Consider the following 18,454-nt stretch of genomic DNA (forward strand, 5'->3'; position numbering starts at 1 on the left):
AATTCGCACCTGCGAAGGTTTACGATTGGCCTTCTGTTAGGCGGTCTTGGCGATCCGTGCAACCGCGCCGCAAGCCCTGCGGAAAGGCTCTAGCCCGAAATGCGCTCGATCTCCGCGCCGCAGCCGGACAGCTTTTCCTCCAGCCGCTCGAAGCCGCGGTCGAGATGGTAGACGCGGTTGACCGTGGTTTCGCCTTCGGCGGCAAGGCCGGCGATGACCAGCGACACCGAGGCGCGAAGGTCGGTCGCCATGACCGGCGCGCCCTTCAGCTTCGAAACGCCGTCGACGATCGCCGTCTGGCCGGACAGCGTGATGTGGGCGCCGAGCCGGGCGAGCTCCTGGACGTGCATGAAGCGGTTTTCGAAGATCGTCTCGGTGATGCGCGACTTGCCCTTGGCCATTGTCATCAGGCCCATGAACTGCGCCTGCAGATCGGTCGGGAATGCCGGGAACGGCGCCGTCGTGACGTCGACCGGCGAAATGCCGGCGCCGTTGCGCCTGACGCGGATGCCGGAATTGGTCTGCGTGATCTCGGCGCCGGTCTGCGAAATGATGTCCAGCGCGGTCTGCAACAGGTCGGGCCGTGCGCCTTCCAGCACGACGTCGCCGCCGGTCATCGCCACCGCCATCGCATAGGTGCCGGTCTCGATGCGGTCGGGGATCACCCTGACGCGGGCGCCCGACAGCGCTTCGACGCCGTCGATGGTGATGGTTGCGGTGCCGGCGCCGGAGATCTTCGCGCCCATCGCGTTGAGGCATTCGGCGAGGTTGACGATCTCGGGCTCGCGCGCGGCGTTTTCGAGCACCGTCTCGCCCTTGGCCAGCGAGGCCGCCATGACAAGCACATGGGTGGCGCCGACCGAGACTTTCGGGAACACATAACGGTTGCCGACAAGCCGGCCGTTTTTGGTCTTGGCGATGACATAGCCGGTGTCGACGTCGATATCGGCACCCAGCGCCTGCAGGCCTTCCAGGAACAGGTCGACCGGGCGCGTGCCGATAGCGCAGCCGCCGGGCAGTGACACCTTGGCCTCGCCCATGCGGGCCAGCAGCGGGCCGATCACCCAGAACGACGCCCGCATCTTCGAGACAAGCTCATAAGGCGCCGTGGTGTCGACGATGTTGCGGGCGGAGAAAGTGATGGTGCGCGAATAGCCCTCTTGCTGCTTTTCGCGGCGGCCATTGACCGAATAGTCGACGCCGTGGTTGCCGAGGATGCGGATGAGCTGCTCGACATCGGCCAGATGCGGCACGTTTTCCAGCGTCAGCGTATCGTCGGTCAACAGCGAGGCGATCATCAGCGGCAGCGCGGCGTTTTTCGCACCCGAGATCGGGATGCTTCCGGCAAGCTTGTTGCCGCCGACAATTCTGATGCGATCCATGAAGAGCGTCCCCTCGGCCGAAAGGCCGGTTTAAATCGGTTGAGTCTGTTGCGGCCCGTCTAGACCATTGGCCGGCTTGGTTCAAGAAACAGGCTATTCCCCTCTTTCGCCCACGATGCCTTTGGCCAAAATACCGGGGACAACATAGCCGATTCGCGTTAATCTTTTTGCATCGCCGCCTGCAGCCCGTCCGGCCGCTGGTCGGCCTCGCCAGCGCGCCGCTTGTCGGCGTCGCCGGTCCGCCGCGAGCGCGACTGCGCCTTGCGCTTCAGCAGATTGGCGCGCAACTGCTCGGCCAGCCGGTCCTTGCGGCCGGCCTTCTTCGGTGGACCATCCTTGTTCGGAGAATTTGTCTTGTCGTTCATCGTCCCGTCCCGGCCGGCGACCCGCCCAGCGCATCATTAAGGGATAGCCAACATTGTGGCGCGGCCATGTCCGGAACAATCGCCGGTGCGGCCTTTCAACCCGTCTTTGTCTTGGCCTTGCGCTTGCCGGTTCGATATGGCAGAAGCCCCGCCATCGGCGGCTGCGGTAGCTCAGTGGTAGAGCACTCCCTTGGTAAGGGAGAGGTCGAGAGTTCAATCCTCTCTCGCAGCACCAGATTGTTTTCGCTGGCGCATCTTCCAAGGCCTCCTTGACCTGCTCGATGATGATTGTGCGCGGTTGGCGAGGTTGCCGAAAAATATGGCGCCCCGCGACCTGCCGAGTGCCACGCGCACAGGCTCGTCAAAAACTGTGGTCTTGCACGCTCACCTCCCGAGTCTCGAACGCGACTCAATCCTCTGTGATGTGATAGCTTACCGCCATGTCGGATCATATTTTGCCTAGCCAGAAGCAGCCCAAGCTGATCGTCGTCGTTGCGTTCGATCGTGGCGAGGACGGTGAACTGTTTCCCGCCTTTGGTCCGGCCGATCAGCAAAGCGAGGAACGCGCCATCCGCACCGCCAAGGCGCTCGCAGGGAAGCACGTTGGCGTAATCGCATGGAGCCGTGACGCGAACCCGGCGCTTGGCGACTACGGCCCGCCGACCGTGCTGTTCACCAGCGGTGACGTGCCGGACATGGAGTAAATTCAGCCGGAGGTTCCATGTCGCGGTGTTCGATGGAGCGTGCTTTTACACTCTTGTCGCGATGACGATCGACAGTCGATGAGACAGTGCAAAGGAGCGCGGAAAGGATGATCAGCGACCCGACGACTGCCCTGACCGCAAGATCGAAAGCAAGGAGGTAAGGGAGCTCGGCTTTCGGCGATGCCGATTGCATGATCGAGGTCGGCGGGACGCACGGAGAGATCATGCGCTCATTGAGGCGGCTGATCGCGGCCGACAACATGACGCAGAAGGAAAATGCCAAGGTCGAGGCGCAGCTCGCGCTCGCACGCGCCATGATGCGCGCGGGGAAAGCGTTCTAGTCTGCCCTGCTGCAGGCGGCTTAACAAGCTTGCAGCCGGGAACAACCACTCAACGACTCGCGTTTCTTGCGAAGACCCGCTTCTTTTGCACGGGCAGCGGGCCTCGAAGGCTCGCAAATGTCGCGCCGGCGTTTCAATCGCACCCGCCTCAGCCCTCACGATTTGGCTATTTGTGAACGCGTGTTTGAACAGGTTTGCGCAGATGAACACATTGACCCTTTAAGCCGGGATGCCGAAGCCTTAGCGGTGATTATTGTCGCAATCTTCCGAAACTTTACCAATGAGCGCGAACTGCTGGAGGAAGTCAGGTCTCTTCGTCGCTCAAAAGGCGCAGAGAAGGCGCACTAGCTAGGCGGCGTTCCGAGGCGAATTGTTCTAGTCCCGCATTGGCACAATCGGATTGGCATCTGAATTGCCCATTGAGACTCGCCAGAGTGTAGCCACCGAGCTTGCAAAGGGGATGGAAATGGGTTTGGCCGAAGACTTATCTGACGTCGCGCTCACATTCGAATGTCCGGATTGCTCGCATCCGGCGGTAAGAAAGGGCTCTGCACTAAGAACAATCGCGTACTTCAGATGCGACGGGTGCAACGCCAAGGTGCGGATCACCTATCCGCAGAAGCTCGCGATCTTCGAAAAGCACAAGCTATTGGCCGCAGGCAGCCGGCAAAGCCGCGTGGAGCGATTGTACGCTCCCTACAGCGGCTGATTGCCGCCGACAACACGACACAGAAGGAAAATGCCAAGGTCAGGGCACAGATGCGGCCGAAGTGGCTTCGCGACCTCTGCCGCGTGCAGCGACGCCTGCTTAAGCCTTCCTCATCCGCGCGTCTTCGCCCTTTGACGCATGTTGACCCTGACAATGCAGTGCATCGGAATAATTCGGGCGGGGGGCTCGTTAAGTCGTTAGACGATGCCAGTTAACGGCAAAGTGGATATGTCCGAATGTCACTTCATGAAGCCCGCCAGACAGGCTGCGGCTTGCTCTGGCCTAACCTCGAAAGATACCAGGGATGAAAACGGCTGTTTCGACCTCTCTCACAAGACGAAGCGTGGTCGCAGGGCTGGCGCTGGCCGCCGCATCGCCGGCCGTGTTGCCTGCCGACAACGCGCTAGCGCAGGCCAAGAAAACCACATCCGACAAGAGTTTATATGACCGGCTGGGCGGCGTGTTCGCCATCGCGGCGGTGGTGGATCATTTCAGCGACGCCGTCGTGAAGAACCCCATCGTCGGCCAAAAGTCCAAGAATCCGCAGCTGCGCAAATGGCACACCAAGAACCTGGAAAGGTTGCCTGGCCTGAAGTTCATGCGCACGCTGTGGGTCTGCGACGTTTCTGGCGGGCCCTTCAAGTTCGTCGCCACCAAGCCCGGCACGACGCCGCTCGGCCTCGAGGAGGCCCATCGGGACCTGCGGATCTCTCCCGCAGAATTCGATGAGGTCGCAGCGGAACTCGGGCGGACCTTGGATCATTTCAAAGTTCCGAAGCCCGAGAAAACCGAGGTCTTGGCAGCTTTCGCCGCCCACAAAGACGAGGTCACCGCCGGCTACGTCAAGCAGGGCTGAAGCGCCTGTATAGTGCCGGCGGACGCATTGGTTCTGAGTATGGCGCGCGCGTCGCCGTGAATATGCAGCGCGGCCCTGACCACGCGGTCTGCAGAGGGCCTCGGGACGTCGTCGACCCACGCTTCCTGATCTTCCAGCTCAAGGTGAGGACGCGGGATCTTCGATAAACGCATTCGATGAAGGTTCAGCCCGGACTTCTTCTGTGATGACTTCGAAGCGGGTAAGCCGCGAAGAACCGAAACTGGTTGAGATGGCGACGTCGGTCGCGTCGCGCCCCGTTGCCATCAATATGCGCCCGATCCGCGGGCAGTTGTGGCGAGGATCGAATGTGAACCAATTGCCGGCGAGATAGGCTTGGAACCAGGCGCTGAAATCCATCGGTTCCGGCGCCGGCGGTACCCCGATGTCGCCGAGATATCCGGTGCAGTACCGCGCTGGAATGTTCATGCAGCGGCATAGCGCAATCGCCAGATGCGTAAAATCACGACAAACGCCGGCCTGGTCGGTGAAGCCGCCATGGGCGGTCCGCAGCGAGTCGGCTTTCTGGTAGTCGAAGACGATATGATTGTGAACGAAATCGCAGATCGCCTGCACGCGCGCCCATCCAGGCGCGGTATTGCCGAATTTCGCCCAGGCGAAATCTCCAAGACGATCGGTATCGCAGTAGCGGCTGCCCAGAAGAAAAACGAGCACCTCGTCCGGCAGCTCCTTGATGTTGTGCTGCACAGCCTGCTCGGCGACCGCATCGGGCTCGCCGCTATCATAGATCTCGAAGGTGGTTGAGATCGTCGTCAGGCCCGAGGGCGCCTCGATCCTCGTGCAGGCGTTGCCGAAACCGTCGACGTAACCGCGTGCTTCGACGGAGCGATCAAAACCTATGATCTGTTCCGTCAGCAGATCGACACGGCGCGATGGGTGGATCTCGAGCGCCAACAGCATCGGTGTTGGCCGCGGACATTCATAGGTGAGGGTGAAACCCGCGCGGATCCGCATCGAGGCTCCGATTGGTGTCATTCAGCAACCGGGCAAACTCCGCGATGGCCAAACAGTTCCGGAAAACATAAGCGAGTGCTAATTTTATTGCGGACCGATGTCCTTGGCCACTTTTACCTCGACGGTCATTCCCAGAAAACTCGACGCGCTTCCCGAATAACTCCCGGAAAGAGGGATGGCTTGCTGGGGATGCCGAGCCACGGCCACCCTGATCAAATCCCGGTTGCCGACAATGCCATTGGTGGGGTCGAACTCGACCCAGCCGGCACCAGGCAGGTAGACCTGGCACCAGGCATGCGTCGAGCCGCCGCCAAGAACCGCCGCGCTGTCGCGGCTTGGCACATAGACGTAACCAGTCACAAAACGGGCGGCAAAGCCGAGCGAACGAACCGCTTCCATCATGAACAGCGCAAAGTCCCGGCATGTGCCGCGACGCAGGTGCAACGTCATCAGAGGCGGTTGCGTCCCTGGCTCGCTTCGACGGGAATACACAAAGCTCTCATGGATGGCGTAGCAAAGCGTCATCAACAAGTTGCCGGTCCCGGTGTGCCCTGCGGCATTGAGGAACTGTCGTGCCCACTTGCCAACCTCGTCACCGTCATCCTCGTATTGACGTTCCATCGTCTGGGAGAGATCGGCGGCTTCGTCCGGATCATAGGAAAACGGATAATGAAGCGCCGCCTCGTCAATACGGAAATCAGGCGCATGCTGCGGCGTGTGATCCAGCCGAATGTCTGTCGAAAAGCGCAGTTCGGTTGAGGGGCTCTCGAAGTCGATCACCGCCACGCAGTTTCCAAAAACGTCATGGATCCAGCGAACCTCTTTCGGTTCGGGGTCGACAAACAAGGCGTGGTCCAGAAGTCTTTGATCGAAACTATCGCGCGGCCTGAACATCAGCCGGTGCTCGCCGAACCTCACCGGTCGGCTATAGCGATAGAGCGTCGTGTGCTGGACTGAAAAGATCGGCATCAGCTTCCGACAAGTTTACCTGCGATGTTGGCGCAAGCATATACTCTTTTCCAGGGTCATCCGATGGTTCCTACTCGGAACTTGCCCGAACTGTTTCCGCTCTGAGCGACCCTGCCGGCAGCGGCCGCAAAAGTTCAGCCTCGGACCTCGTCAGGTGGATCCAGGCCGCCCAGTCCGATGGCCGCAGCACAACCACTTGCCGATTGTGATATGGCGCGACATCCGGGCCTGGATCGGTGGTCAGCATCGTGAAATTGGGCGGCTTGTTGCCGGCACCCTCGCGCCACAGCCCGGCAATCGCCATGAACGAATGGCCATTCAGCGTGAACCTGTGCTTGGCTTTTGGATACTTCGTTCCGGTGAATTCGAAGAATGCCGATGCGGGAACGAGACAGCGTTTGCTGTTGCCGAACTGTCGACCCTCCGAGCGAAAGTTGAATACAGGTCCGCCTTTTGGTCCGGCCGGCGGAAAGCCGAACGTCATCGACGCCAGTTCGATTGTGTCGCCGGCCGCGCGCATCACAGGCCCGGGGTCGTTGATGTGAATGTCATCCGCCTGCGGCAGATCCAGCTCGGTTTGGTGGCTGGGGATCTTGAGCGCCAGCGAAGCCATCATCCGGCAATACTCGGCCCAGGCGATATGCTGCTCGTAGTCATTGCACATGGAAGGCTCCGCACGCTCGATCGAGATCAGTTCAATGTAGCGTTTATCGGTTCGCGCCGATTGCTGGCGGACTTGCCGTCGCCCTATTTGGGCCGGCGTGCGGCAGCGATGGTCTGCAAGAGATTGATGCTGTTCATGTCGGGTTGACTGGATGCGGCAACAGCAAGTGCTGCAGCTTCGGCTATTTTCGCGACGTCGTCGCTGCTGATCGTTCCACGCTTTTCCAGCAGATTTACAAGTTCGACAACGAGAAGAAAGGCGTTCACGCCATATCGTTCGGCTTTGAGCTCGAACTCGCCCCGAGCCAACCTCTCCGCGTCTCCTTCAGCCCGTTTGTCCACGTGATCGCCCTCTACTTTTGCCGACAACCTATTAACGCTTAGCACGAATGGTTTAATCCTTCGAATTGGCCGCACCTTTCGCCAGTTGCCCGGGCTCGACACCGTGTCGCCGGTGGCAAGGGCACGGGTTCAGCTAAGGATGAGACCCGCCAATAGAACCGTAAGGATAAGGGACAGCACGACGGCAAGCAGCCCGCATGCCTCCAAGGTATTGGTTTGCCAAGGTTTCATCGGGCGCCTCCCGCCTGAATTCCTGTTTCGCGGAACAAACTTCATCTGGCACCAGATCGGACGCGGAGCCGGCTTGAATTTGTGTAAGCGCTCCCCTTCATCTGCCCGGAAGCGCAGATGAGCTGCGGCATCTCCACGGAACTCCGGAACACTGCCTGCGCGGCGCCGGCCTGCTTTTCATCGACGCGGGCCATCACCAGAACGACACCCTCTGCAATCTTCGGCTTGCCCGGCTTTTGGGCAAAATTGGCCAGCGTTCCGAGAAGCCCGCCGGCAAAGCCGCCCCACGCCGTACCGACCAGGGCCATGCCGGTCATCCCCGCAGGATCGATGCCCTGAGCTCCAAAAGCGCCAAAGCCGGCTAGCAGACCGGCCGCCGCGCCAACGACGGCACCGACCCCCGGACCCCGCCAGAGAGCGCTCATCTCATCCTTGTAAGATCCGACAACGCTAATCGGTTCATTGTTGTCGTTGTAAGATCCGACGACACTGATCTGCCGGCGACGAATCCCGGCCGCCTGAAGCGCGGCGACGGCCCGTGCTGCCTGGGCATGGGAATCGAACAGTCTGCTGATCGTTTGCATTTACACCCAAGCCCGCCGTTCGTTCGGAGCGTCGGGCCCTCTCCTCCCTTGAGCTCTTCGCTGGCACGCATCTTCATCGCGCCAAGACTCACCACAACGTGAGCCAGCTGGAGACGTTCCTGTGCCGGGGCTTCGGTCCATTCCTGGAGCGTCTTGCTTAGGACCTAAGTCTGACCTGCTTGAGAGCAGCGGTCAGTGAGGCCACGCCGACCGGGGAGTGGCTGTCGGGTCGAAGAGAGGCTACCGCAGACCCAAAAAGCTCAAAATGGCGATTACGATCACGATGGCGCCGACCAGCCAGATAATGTTGTTCATGCTTACGCTCCTTCGCCTCCGGGCCGGGCACACCCCGGGGCGAAGCCCGCCACGCGAGTAGAACATTAGATGTGGCTAAAGGTTCTCTCGCGGGCCTCGCTGTCGAAAGGGCCCGCCGCACCAGTCGGCACGGCGGGCGACGCAGAGTTTCACCGGGTGGTGAGCAGCAGACGGCGTTGCCTCCAAGGCTCAGCGGACGCTTCGGGACCAGTCATCTACCTGGCGCTCTGCCTCTTCCTTGGCGATCCCATATCGCTCCTGGATCCGTCCTAAGAGCTGGTCTCGGTTGCCCTCGATCCGATCAAGATCATCGTCGGTGAGGTCCCCCCACTGCTCTTTCGCCTTGCCTTTGAACTGTGTCCATTTTCCCTTGATTTGATCCCAGTTCATATGTTCCTCCTTGCTTCCTGCGTGTTGTGGGCCCGCACTAAAGCGGAGCGCGGACCGATCGAGCATTTCGATCCAAACACCGAGAGGGATATCTGTCGGTGACGAATGAAGATTAGCAGCCGCTAAAAGTTCCGGGGCCGGCGCAAAAAGCCCGCCGTGCCTTCGGATGAGGGGACTTTGCCCAGATGAAGGTCGGCGCGACGCCATCCTATCCTGTTGAAGTCGCTGAGCTTCTCGCTGGGTGGCTTTGGCTGGCAAGCCTCGAAAGACTGCCCAGCAGCATTGTTCTGTCCTTGCCGATCATCAGCACGCCGCTGTCGGGTGCCAACAGTGCCGAGAACGGCAGCATCGCCGCGCCGATCGGTGAAGCCTCGGGGCCGAATTGTCCCGATACGATTTCCGGCGCCACGATGCCGATGGCGCTGATCCTGTTGAACTGGGTCTGCACCTTTGCCAGCAGCTCGAGATGGATCGGCCGCGGCAGGATGCTGTCGAGAACGATCGCCTCGATATCGATGACCGAGGTGATGGCGATGATCGCCTCGACCAGCGCATTGGCACAATCGTCGATCCATTCGGACAGCGGCTCGCGCGCCCCCGGCGGCAAGGGATCCAGTTCGCGCACACGATTGATCTCGATGCCGCGCGATTTGAGATGATTGACCAGCACATAGATCGAGGCGCGATGCAGCAGACTTTGGTAACGCGCCGGCTTGGCCGCGACCGAATCGAGGCTTGAGGGCGAAACCGGCAAAGGACCGAGCGCGGCGCTGTTGCCGTGCGGACCGGTATGGACCTTGCCGCCTTGCACCAATCCGCCGCCGACAAAGGTGTCGATCGAAATATGCATGAAGTCGCGGAACCGCGCGCCGGTCCCCTGGATGAGTTCGGCGAGTGCGGCCGATGACGCGTCGTTTTCCACGAAGACCGGGGTCTTCGGTTTTGTGGCGAAGAATGTCGTCAGATCGATTGCTTCCCAGCGGCTACCGAGGTCATCGGGAAAGCCGAGTTCCTCGCTCCAGCCGCCGAGGAAATATGGCGAGGCGATGCCGACACCGACGATGCTGGCATCGCCAAGCCCCTCGACCAGCTTGTCGAAATTGGCCAGCGACATGTTGCCGGCCTTGAGCACCATGTCGGGATCCGGAAAGCGATATTCGTGCGACTCGCGCGAGCGGACCTCGCCGGCGAAGTCGACGAGGACGGCTTCCAGCGCGCGCCGGCCGATCTTGATGCCGGCGCTGTAGATGCGCTCCGGTGTAAGCCGGTAGAGAGTGGACGGCGATCCACGTTGCCCGAACCTTTTTCCCACTTGCTTTACGAATCCGGACGACTCCAGCCCGTCGACAATGGTGGCGACCGCGGCCGGCGTCAGATTTGCGGCGCGCGCCAGGTCGGACTTGGATGCCTCCTTCAGGCGGCGGATGGCATCAAGCACGAAGCGCTCGTTGTAATGCCGAACCTTGACCGAATTGCTGCCTTTTCCGGACAAAACCGGCGCCTCCCCATTCATTCTCGCGGAGCCACTCTGGCCGCCTGCAGCTTTGAAGCTGCTGCGGTCGAGCACTTCAGCTGCACCCGTGCGCGACGCGACAGTGCCCTTCGGGGCCATGGAAGTCAATTTTCCAGTTGCGGCGTTAAGCCATTTAATATAGCAAATTTAAAAAACAGGACCAGGGAGGAAGGGTGCTGCACTTGGGCGCATTAGGCGAAGCCGATGCCATAGTGAAGAGCGACGTGGCTGTCCCCGTCGCCCTGGTTCAGGCGACAAAGGCCTTCGGCGGCACGATTGCCCTCAAGGACGCGTCCTTCGAATTGCGCTCAGGCGAGGTGCTGGCTCTGCTTGGCGAAAACGGCGCCGGCAAGAGCACCTGCGTGAAGCTGCTGGCCGGCGTGTATCTTCCTACCGGCGGCCATATCGAAGTCGATGGCAAGCCTGCGGTCTTCCATTCGCCGCACGACGCCCAGGCTGCCGGTATCTCGGTCATGCACCAGCATCCCGGTCTTTTTCCGGATCTTTCGGTGGCGGAAAACATCTATCTCGGCCATATGCCGCGCGACCGCTTCGGCGGCATCGACAACGCCGCCATGTTTGCCGGCGCCCGCAAGGTGCTGGCGACGGTCGGCCTCGACGTGCCGGCCGAAACACGGCTCGGAACGTTGCGCACCTCCGAACAGCAACTGGTCGAGATCGCCCGCGCCTTGTCGCTCGACGCGCGGGTGCTGATCATGGACGAGCCGACGGCCGCCCTGTCGCAGCGCGAGGTCGAGCGGCTGTTCACCGTCGTCGCCGATCTGCGGCTGCATGGCGTGGCGATGATGTTCGTCGGCCACCGCATGGACGAGATCTTCCGCATCGCCGACCGCATCGCGGTGCTGCGCGACGGGCGCCTCATTGGCGTCAAGCCGAAGGCCGAGCTTGGCCGCGCCGCCGCCATCGGCATGATGGTCGGCCGCGAGGTGACCGACCTCTATCCGGAAAGAAACCACGCCACCGGCGCGCTGGTGCTGGAGGCGAGGGGGCTTTCGCACGCCGGCGGCTTTTCCAACATCGACCTCAAGCTCCACGCCGGAGAGGTGCTCGGGCTCGGCGGCCTGGTCGGCAGCGGGCGGACCGAGATCGCGCGCGTGCTGTTCGGCATCGAGCAGCCGGATGCCGGCGAAATCCTGATCGACGGCGAAGCTGTGCGCTTCGCATCGGCACGCGACGCGATGGATGCGCGCATCGCCTATGTCTCGGAAGATCGCATGGGCCAGAGCCTGGTGATGGATTTTTCTATCCTCGACAACGCGGTGCTGCCCGTCCTCGACAAGGCAGCTCGCTCCGGCTTCTACGGCACGGACCGCGCGATCGATCTGGTTTCGGACTGGCTGAAGCGGATGAAGCTTCGCTTCTCCGGCTACGGGCAGCCGGTAAAGGAACTGTCCGGCGGCAACCAGCAGAAGGTGGTGTTGGCCAAATGGCTGCGCACCGAGCCGCGCGTCCTCATCCTCGACGAGCCGACGCAAGGCATCGATGTCGGCACCAAGGCGGAAGTGCATGCGATGATCGCCGATCTTGCCGCACAGGGCATGGCTATCATTCTGATCTCCTCGGAAATGCCCGAGCTCATCGGCATGTGCGACCGCATCATCGTCCTGCGCGAAGGCCATCGGACGGCCGAATTTGCCAGGGGCGAAGCCACCCAGGAAAAGGTGCTGGAAGCAGCTACGAAGGCCGGTGAAAGCGCCGGCCCGGCAGCGCAGGGCGCCAGCGAGGAGAACAGAAAAGGACCGCTCGACATACTGAAGCGGCGGGAGTTCGGCCTGCTCGCCGCGATGCTGGCGGTCGCCATCCCGGTTACCATTATCAACCCGCGCATGGTGAGCGCGGCAAACCTGACCGCCGTGTCGATGGATGCCGCCCTGTTGGTAGTCGCAGCACTCGCTCAGATGCTGGTGCTGATCACCCGCAGCATCGACCTTTCGATCGCCGCGGTGATTGGCCTGTCGGCTTACATGGCGGCCAGCATGGTCCAGGCCTATCCAGGGCTCGACATCGGCATCGGCCTCGTAACCGCATGCGCGGTCGGTGGTGTCGCTGGCCTGATCAACGGCCTCGTCGTCACCAGGGGAAAGATCCCGGCCATCGTCGTCACGCTGGCCTCGATGTCGATCTTCCGCGGCTTCAACTCGATCTGGGCAGCCGGCGACCAGATCAGCGCCGACGAAGTAACGCAAGCCTGGCTCGACATGACCGGCCTGAAGATCGCCGGCGTGCCGCTGATCGTCGTCATCGCGATCGTTATCCTGTGCTTGGGTTACGTGCTGCTCTATCGCACGGCCATCGGGCGCGAATTGTTCGCCGCCGGCTCCAATCCGGACGGCGCGCGTCTTATCGGCATCCCCGTCGACCGGCGCATTCTGCTGGCCTTTGGCATGGCCGGCCTGCTCGGCGGCTTGTGCGGCGCGCTGTGGGCATCCCGCTATGCGACCATCGATGCCCGCGTTGCGCTCGGGTTCGAACTCACCGTGATCGCGTCGGCGGTGGTCGGCGGCGTCGCCATCCGCGGTGGTTCGGGCACGCTGCTCGGCATCATCCTCGGAGCGCTCACGCTGCTGGTCATCAAGAACGGGCTGACGCTGGTGCGCGTCGACCCGCTGTGGCTGCAGGGCGTCTACGGCCTGGTGATCCTGGTCGCCATCGGCATCGACGCCTTCATCGTGCGGCGCGCGGAGCAGGCAAGACAGGCGAGGGCGAGATGAAAAAGTTCCTTCGTTCGATCGACTTCTGGGATCTGCTGCTGGCGACCTCTTGCGCGGCCATCTTCCTCTATGCGGCGATCTTCGTGCCGAATTTCGCTTCCGGCTTCAATCTCTCGCAACTGGCCGCCAGCGCCTCGGAAAAGGCATTGCTGATCCTGCCGATGACGCTGCTCATCATCACCCGCGAAATCGACCTGTCGATCGCCTCGGTGCTGGCGCTGACGTCCGTCGTCTTTGGTTTGCTGGTCCAGGCCGGCGTGCCGACGCTTGCCGCAATCCCGCTGACGCTCGTCGCCGGCGGCCTGCTTGGCGCTTTCAACGGCTATCTGGTCTCGCGCCTTGGACTGCAGTCGCTGGTTGTGACGCTCGGCACCATGGCGCTCTATCGAGGCATTGGCTACATCCTGCTCGGCACCGGTTCGGTCAACATCCTGCCGCCTGCGGTCGTGGATTTCGGCATCAACAACCTGCCGGGCACCGAGATACCGTGGACCATCGTGCCCTTCCTGGTGCTGGCGCCGATGTTTGCGATCGTGCTGCAGAAGACGCCGACCGGCAAGCGCATCTACGCGCTCGGCGGCAGCCCCGAAGTGGCGCGCTATTCCGGCATAAACACGCGCCGGATGGTCCTGAACCTGTTCGTCGTCTCGGGCGTCGTCGCCGCCATCGCCGGCATCGTCTATACTGCGCGCCTCTCCAACGCCCGCGCCAACAATGCGCTCGGCATGGAGCTCGACGTCATCACCATCGTGCTGCTCGGCGGCGTCAGCGTCTTTGGCGGCAAGGGCCGCCTGACCGGCGTCATGCTGGCGTTGGTCCTGATCGCCATCATCCGCAATGTGCTAGCGCTCAACCAGATCGGTGGCGACGCACAGGGCATGATCATCGGCCTGCTTCTGATCGGCTCGCTGCTGGTCGGCAATTACTGGCGCTCCACACAGGAGATGCTCAGCAGATCCCGCGCAATGCGCGAGACCAAGGGGTGATCTCGGGCCCCTTCCTTCAAGCCCGAATTTTAAACGGAGGAGTCACAATGAAAGCGTTTAGATTAGCCCTGCTCGCATCCGCGGTTCTGCTCGCGCCAACCTCGCTGGCGTTCAGCCAGGAATGCGCCAAGGAACCCGTAACGGTCGGTTTCCTGCCCAAGCTCGACACCGACCCCTACTTCAAAGTGGCCTTTGGAGGCGCACAAGAGGCAGCCAAGGAAATTGGCGGCACCGCTACGCAGGTCGCCCCATCGCAGGCGACTGCCGAGGCGCAGATCGAATTCATCAACAGCCTCGTGTCGCAGAAGGTTGGGGTCATCGCAATTGCCGGCAACGACGCCAATGCCGTCGCGCCTGCGCTGAAGCGCGCCGTTCAGCAGGGCGTCAGGGTGATTTCGTATGACTCCGATGTGGCCGCCGATGCCCGCGCGGTGTTTGTCAATCAGGTGAAGGGCGACAGTCTCGCCGAGATGATGCTGGAAAGTGCATTCGCCCTCAGCGGCGGTGAAGGCGAATTCGCGATCCTGTCGTCGACGCCGACGGCGACCAACCAGAACGCCTGGATCGACTTCATGAAAGCAAAGATGGCTGCCGAGCCGAAGTTCTCCAAGATGAAGCTGGTGCAGGTGGCCTATGGCGAAGAAAGCGAACAGATCAACCAGCAACAGGCGTTGGCGCTGGTCCAGGCGTTTCCCGATCTCAAGGTGATCATCGTCCCGGCAGGAATTGGCCTTCCGGCGGCCGCGCGTGCACTCGAGGAGGCGGGCATGATCGGCAAGGTCAAGCTGACCGGCCTCGCGCCGGCCACTCTGATCTCGAAATACATCAAGGACGGAGCGGCTCAGGATATCTGGTGGAACGTCACCGATCTTGGCTATCTTACCTATCAGACAGCCCAGGCGTTTGCGCAGTGCAAGATCACCGGCAAGGAGGGTGAGAAGTTCACAGCCGGCCGGCTCGGCGAATACACGATTGGCGCCGGCGGCGAACTGATCCTTGGTCCGGCCAAGATCGTGACCCCCGACAATCTGGCCGAGTTCAAGTTCTGATCCTGTAGCGCTCAAGCTCCGGCGGGGCGCCGGGTCCATCCGGCGCCCTTCCCTAAAACCTCTCGAATGAAAACAGTGCGGGGGCGGCAATGAACATATTGCTTGCAGGCGAGACCTTTGCGGCGACGACGTCGGTCGCCATCGGCAGTGATGTGCTTACAAGTGCGACCTCGACAAATGGCGCGACGGCCTTCAATGCCGCGCTGGCCGCCGAAGGCATCGCCGTCACGCAGATCGGCGGCGAGCGCTGCGCCGCGGAATTTCCCTATGACCTCGATGCGCTCGCCCAATACCAGGCGGTGGTGATCTCCGATGTCGGCGCGCTGACATTGCTGGTCACGCCGGATGCCCGCGCTGGGCGTGTCGGCGTCAACCGCCTCGATGTGCTCAAGGCCTATGTCGAAGCTGGCGGCGGGCTGATGCTGGCCGGCGGCTACATGGGCTTTCAGGGCATGTTCGGGACGGCGCGGTTCCACGACACCCCGGTCGAGGACGTGCTGCCGGTCCGCTGCCTGCCCTTTTGCGACGGCATGGAGGTGCCGCAAGGCCTGCAGGCCTCCATCCTGCAGTCGTCGCACCCGATTTTTTCCGGGGTCGAGGGGCCGTTGCCGCCGATCCTCGGCATGAACAAGCTTGAATTCAGGCGCGACGGTTCGTGCCAGCTTCTGGCGACCTGCCATTATCGCGGCACCGACTGGCCGCTCCTTGCCGTTGGCAGCCATGGCCGCGGCCGAACGATTGCCTGGGCAACCGATATCGGCCCGCATTGGCTCTCGCAGGATTTCCTCGGATGGCCGTTCTACGGAAAACTGATGGCGAACATGGTCCGTTGGCTCGCCGGCAATGAATGAGAAAGCCGGATACCGGGTTTGACCAGTGCGGTTGCCCAATCCTCAACGAAAGGCGAGGCCATTAACCATGCGTTTCAGGACGGAAGTGGCTCATAGACTGAAACCCCGACATATCGATCGTATGAGCCACGATCTTTCTCAGGAAGCTTGTCTCGGGTTACGCGCAATGTGAATCCCCCATGCAAGTGCCCCTCGTCGAGAACCATCCAATCGAAAATATCGTCGCCTTCAAATGCAAGTCGCTGGCCGACCTGATGCCATTTCTGAAGCTCGGGTGGCACCTCGAAAAATGTACCCGAAAATAGCCGCTCCTCGGCATGATAGTGCACGGCGGTAAGCCAAAGGAAAAGAAAGCAGTCCTCCCCAAGACGTTCTTCGTCGGGATCGCGAAAGCGAAGCTTCGCAGAACACAGGGCATCTGCATTCCTCTCTATATGTTCGATAAATGTCGGCACACTCGCAAGCGCTCGGTCGTAAGCAGCCAGGAAGGGGGGGTCTGTTTGCGAGTTAGCCACGAAGAGTGGCTCATCCCGCGGTTCGTCGAATTTATCGTTCGATTGAGATTTTTCGCTCATAAAAGACCTCTTGGAGTAATTTTGAAAGCTCGACGACCTGCGAGATCAATCGCTCTTCCCACATCTGCGTTCGCTGCTCATCGGAAAGCACTCGCGAGGCGGTGTCGCAGCATCAGCCGAAGAGCCCTCTCACGCCACCGACCAACCGCCGTCCACCAATATATTCGCCCCCGTAATCAGCGACGCTGCCGGCGAGGCGAGGAACACGACGGTGCCCGCGACGTCGATCGGGTCGCCGATGCGGCCGAGCGGGATGTGGCCGAGCACATGCGCATGGAACTTCGGATCGTCGAGCGAAGGCCGCGTTCCGTCGGTCCAGATGAAGGTCGGCGCGACGCTGTTGACGGTGATCTTGTGCTGCGCCCATTCGGCGGCCAGGCAGCGCGTCAAATGGTTGATCGCCGCCTTGGTCATGCAGTAGATCGCCTCGCCCTTCAGCGTCACCGTGCCGGCCTGCGAGCTGATGTTGATGATGCGCCCGGATTGTTGCACGATCATCAGCCGTGCGACCGCCTGCGTGGTGAAGAACGTGCCCTTGAGGTTGACGTTGACGGTGAGGTCGAAATCCTCTTCCATCACGTTCTCGGCCAGGTTTTCTGGCCCGAGCCCGACATTGTTGACGAGAACATCGATGCGGCCGAAGGCGGCGTGGGCATCGGCGACGGCCTTTCGCACCGTTGCCAGGTCGGTCAGATCCATTTGCAAGGCAAGCGCGCGCCGGCCCATGCGTTCGATCTCGGCGGTGAGATCCGCGCCGTCGGCAGTGTTGCGCACGCCGACGATCATGTCGGCGCCCGAGCCGGCGCAGGCGAGTGCGCAGGCGCGGCCGATGCCGCGCGAGGCGCCGGTAACCAGCACCACCTTGCCGGCCAGATCGAATTTCGGCGTGAACTCATTTGTCATGCAGTTCCACCTTCTTCTTCAAATCGGACCGGCTGCCGTGTCGAACCGAATAGGCTCGCGTGAATTCGGCGCCCAGCAAAAATACCTCGGCCGAATAATAGACCCATAACAGCACGACGAGCAGGGCACCGGCTGCGCCGTATGACGAAGCGATGGCGCTGGTTCCGATATACCAGCCAATCAGCGACTTGCCGATGGTGAACAGAAACCCGGTTACGACCGCGCCGATGCCGACATCGCGCCATTGCAGGCTGCGGTCGGGCAGCACCTTGTAGATTGCGGCAAACAGCAGCGTGATCAGGGCAAACGAGACAATCCCGTTGATGGCGCTCAGGATGATGGTGCCAAACGGCAGATAGGCATTGATGACCTCTCCGAGCGCCGAAATTGCAGCGCTTACGACCAGCGACACCAGAAGCAGGAAGCCGAGCGCCGCGACCAGGCCCAGGCTTGCAATGCGTGCCCGCACCAGCCGTGAAATCGATGCTCCGCTCGATTGCACCTTCCAGATTTCATTCAGCGCAAGCTGCATTTCGCCGAACACGCCGGATGCGGCAACGAACAGCGTGACCAGCCCCAGAATGCTGGCAACGATTCCCGTTTTTTTCTGCGAGGCGTTTTCGATCGTCGCTTGCAGGAGCTCGGCACTTTGCGGCCCCATCAGGCCGGCGATCTGGGCCGAAAGCGCGAGTTGCGCCGCCTCGTGCCCGAAGGCCATGCCGGCGATTGCGACAACGATAAGCAGGATCGGCGCAAGCGAAGTCGTGGCATAAAACGCTATCGCCGCCCCACGGCTCAGCGCATTGTCGTTGACGAAGCCGAGGATGCTCTGCCTGAGGAGTACCCAGCCCTCCGTCGCCAAGTTCCACATGTGGGCCTCGCATGCTTGTCATTAAACAAGTAGCGGCGAGATAGAGGTGGGCGAGGGGTAGTAGGGCCGGAAACGGGCGCAAGCAGGACGGCTGCTGCGGTGCGGAACTTTGATGTCGGCGGGACAGAGG

Annotated in this window: 21 protein-coding genes and 1 tRNA gene; 10 read left to right on the top strand and 12 right to left on the bottom strand. The window is 61.6% G+C overall.

Annotated features, from left to right (window positions below):
- Positions 1-89: 89 nt before the first annotated feature.
- The gene (murA, locus tag NKJ08_RS09385) at positions 90-1,382 is read right to left on the bottom strand and encodes a UDP-N-acetylglucosamine 1-carboxyvinyltransferase (RefSeq protein ID WP_352526254.1); all 1,293 of its coding nucleotides are present in this window, start codon (positions 1,380-1,382) and stop codon (positions 90-92) included.
- Positions 1,383-1,540: 158 nt separating this feature from the next.
- Positions 1,541-1,747 carry a hypothetical protein gene (locus tag NKJ08_RS09390; RefSeq protein ID WP_352526256.1) on the bottom strand — a complete coding sequence of 69 codons (207 nt, stop codon included), beginning with the start codon at positions 1,745-1,747 and terminating at the stop codon, positions 1,541-1,543.
- Positions 1,748-1,907: 160 nt separating this feature from the next.
- Here NKJ08_RS09390 and NKJ08_RS09395 point away from each other — a divergent pair.
- The 6 genes from NKJ08_RS09395 (at position 1,908) to NKJ08_RS09420 (ending at position 4,357) form a co-directional block, all read left to right on the top strand.
- Positions 1,908-1,982: transfer RNA gene (locus NKJ08_RS09395), tRNA-Thr, on the top strand.
- A gap of 205 nt (positions 1,983-2,187) precedes the next feature.
- Positions 2,188-2,451: a hypothetical protein gene (locus tag NKJ08_RS09400; RefSeq protein ID WP_352526258.1), complete on the top strand. Its 264-nt coding sequence runs from the start codon at positions 2,188-2,190 to the stop codon at positions 2,449-2,451.
- Between the two features lie 191 nt (positions 2,452-2,642).
- On the top strand, positions 2,643-2,792 hold the full coding sequence (locus NKJ08_RS09405; protein ID WP_352526260.1) for a hypothetical protein: 150 nt from the start codon (positions 2,643-2,645) through the stop codon (positions 2,790-2,792).
- Positions 2,793-2,909: 117 nt separating this feature from the next.
- Complete coding sequence (locus NKJ08_RS09410; protein WP_352526262.1) at positions 2,910-3,140, top strand: hypothetical protein; 231 nt, start codon at positions 2,910-2,912, stop codon at positions 3,138-3,140.
- Positions 3,141-3,258: 118 nt separating this feature from the next.
- Positions 3,259-3,501, top strand: a complete 243-nt coding sequence (locus NKJ08_RS09415; RefSeq protein ID WP_352526263.1) for a hypothetical protein — start codon at positions 3,259-3,261, stop codon at positions 3,499-3,501.
- A gap of 304 nt (positions 3,502-3,805) precedes the next feature.
- The gene (locus NKJ08_RS09420) at positions 3,806-4,357 is read left to right on the top strand and encodes a group I truncated hemoglobin (RefSeq protein WP_352526265.1); all 552 of its coding nucleotides are present in this window, start codon (positions 3,806-3,808) and stop codon (positions 4,355-4,357) included.
- Positions 4,358-4,495: 138 nt separating this feature from the next.
- On the opposite strand, the gene NKJ08_RS09425 is transcribed toward NKJ08_RS09420, so the two are convergent.
- From NKJ08_RS09425 to NKJ08_RS09455, 7 genes are all read right to left on the bottom strand, one after another.
- On the bottom strand, positions 4,496-5,350 hold the full coding sequence (locus NKJ08_RS09425; RefSeq protein ID WP_352526267.1) for a transglutaminase-like domain-containing protein: 855 nt from the start codon (positions 5,348-5,350) through the stop codon (positions 4,496-4,498).
- An 84-nt stretch (positions 5,351-5,434) separates the two neighbouring features.
- Positions 5,435-6,319: a transglutaminase family protein gene (locus NKJ08_RS09430; protein ID WP_352526269.1), complete on the bottom strand. Its 885-nt coding sequence runs from the start codon at positions 6,317-6,319 to the stop codon at positions 5,435-5,437.
- Positions 6,320-6,389: 70 nt separating this feature from the next.
- Positions 6,390-6,983, bottom strand: coding sequence for an SOS response-associated peptidase (locus NKJ08_RS09435; protein ID WP_352526271.1), 594 nt, complete (start codon positions 6,981-6,983; stop codon positions 6,390-6,392).
- 83 nt (positions 6,984-7,066) lie between these two features.
- Entirely contained in the window at positions 7,067-7,324 is a 258-nt protein-coding gene (locus NKJ08_RS09440) for a hypothetical protein (RefSeq protein WP_352526273.1), read from the bottom strand.
- Between the two features lie 272 nt (positions 7,325-7,596).
- Positions 7,597-7,980 carry a hypothetical protein gene (locus tag NKJ08_RS09445; protein ID WP_352777852.1) on the bottom strand — a complete coding sequence of 128 codons (384 nt, stop codon included), beginning with the start codon at positions 7,978-7,980 and terminating at the stop codon, positions 7,597-7,599.
- A gap of 663 nt (positions 7,981-8,643) precedes the next feature.
- Complete coding sequence (locus NKJ08_RS09450; protein WP_352526276.1) at positions 8,644-8,844, bottom strand: CsbD family protein; 201 nt, start codon at positions 8,842-8,844, stop codon at positions 8,644-8,646.
- Positions 8,845-9,052: 208 nt separating this feature from the next.
- Positions 9,053-10,456, bottom strand: a complete 1,404-nt coding sequence (locus NKJ08_RS09455) for an ROK family transcriptional regulator (protein WP_352526278.1) — start codon at positions 10,454-10,456, stop codon at positions 9,053-9,055.
- Between the two features lie 74 nt (positions 10,457-10,530).
- On the opposite strand from NKJ08_RS09455, the gene NKJ08_RS09460 reads away from it, so the two are divergent.
- From NKJ08_RS09460 to NKJ08_RS09475, 4 genes are all read left to right on the top strand, one after another.
- Complete coding sequence (locus NKJ08_RS09460; RefSeq protein ID WP_502906320.1) at positions 10,531-13,089, top strand: ATP-binding cassette domain-containing protein; 2,559 nt, start codon at positions 10,531-10,533, stop codon at positions 13,087-13,089.
- Positions 13,086-14,075, top strand: a complete 990-nt coding sequence (locus NKJ08_RS09465) for an ABC transporter permease (protein WP_352526282.1) — start codon at positions 13,086-13,088, stop codon at positions 14,073-14,075. The genes NKJ08_RS09460 and NKJ08_RS09465 overlap by 4 nt, the downstream gene beginning before the upstream one ends.
- Before the next feature lie 47 nt (positions 14,076-14,122).
- Entirely contained in the window at positions 14,123-15,124 is a 1,002-nt protein-coding gene (locus tag NKJ08_RS09470; RefSeq protein WP_352526284.1) for a rhamnose ABC transporter substrate-binding protein, read from the top strand.
- Between the two features lie 89 nt (positions 15,125-15,213).
- Complete coding sequence (locus NKJ08_RS09475) at positions 15,214-15,975, top strand: glutamine amidotransferase (RefSeq protein WP_352526286.1); 762 nt, start codon at positions 15,214-15,216, stop codon at positions 15,973-15,975.
- Positions 15,976-16,049: 74 nt separating this feature from the next.
- On the opposite strand, the gene NKJ08_RS09480 is transcribed toward NKJ08_RS09475, so the two are convergent.
- From NKJ08_RS09480 to NKJ08_RS09490, 3 genes are all read right to left on the bottom strand, one after another.
- Complete coding sequence (locus NKJ08_RS09480; RefSeq protein ID WP_352526288.1) at positions 16,050-16,550, bottom strand: DUF2314 domain-containing protein; 501 nt, start codon at positions 16,548-16,550, stop codon at positions 16,050-16,052.
- 129 nt (positions 16,551-16,679) lie between these two features.
- Positions 16,680-17,453 carry an SDR family NAD(P)-dependent oxidoreductase gene (locus tag NKJ08_RS09485; RefSeq protein WP_352526290.1) on the bottom strand — a complete coding sequence of 258 codons (774 nt, stop codon included), beginning with the start codon at positions 17,451-17,453 and terminating at the stop codon, positions 16,680-16,682.
- Positions 17,443-18,324: a YihY/virulence factor BrkB family protein gene (locus tag NKJ08_RS09490; RefSeq protein WP_352526292.1), complete on the bottom strand. Its 882-nt coding sequence runs from the start codon at positions 18,322-18,324 to the stop codon at positions 17,443-17,445. The genes NKJ08_RS09485 and NKJ08_RS09490 overlap by 11 nt, the downstream gene beginning before the upstream one ends.
- Between the last annotated feature and the right edge of the window lie 130 nt (positions 18,325-18,454).

The organism is Mesorhizobium sp. M0244 (assembly GCF_040321795.1).
Taxonomy (GTDB): domain Bacteria; phylum Pseudomonadota; class Alphaproteobacteria; order Rhizobiales; family Rhizobiaceae; genus Mesorhizobium.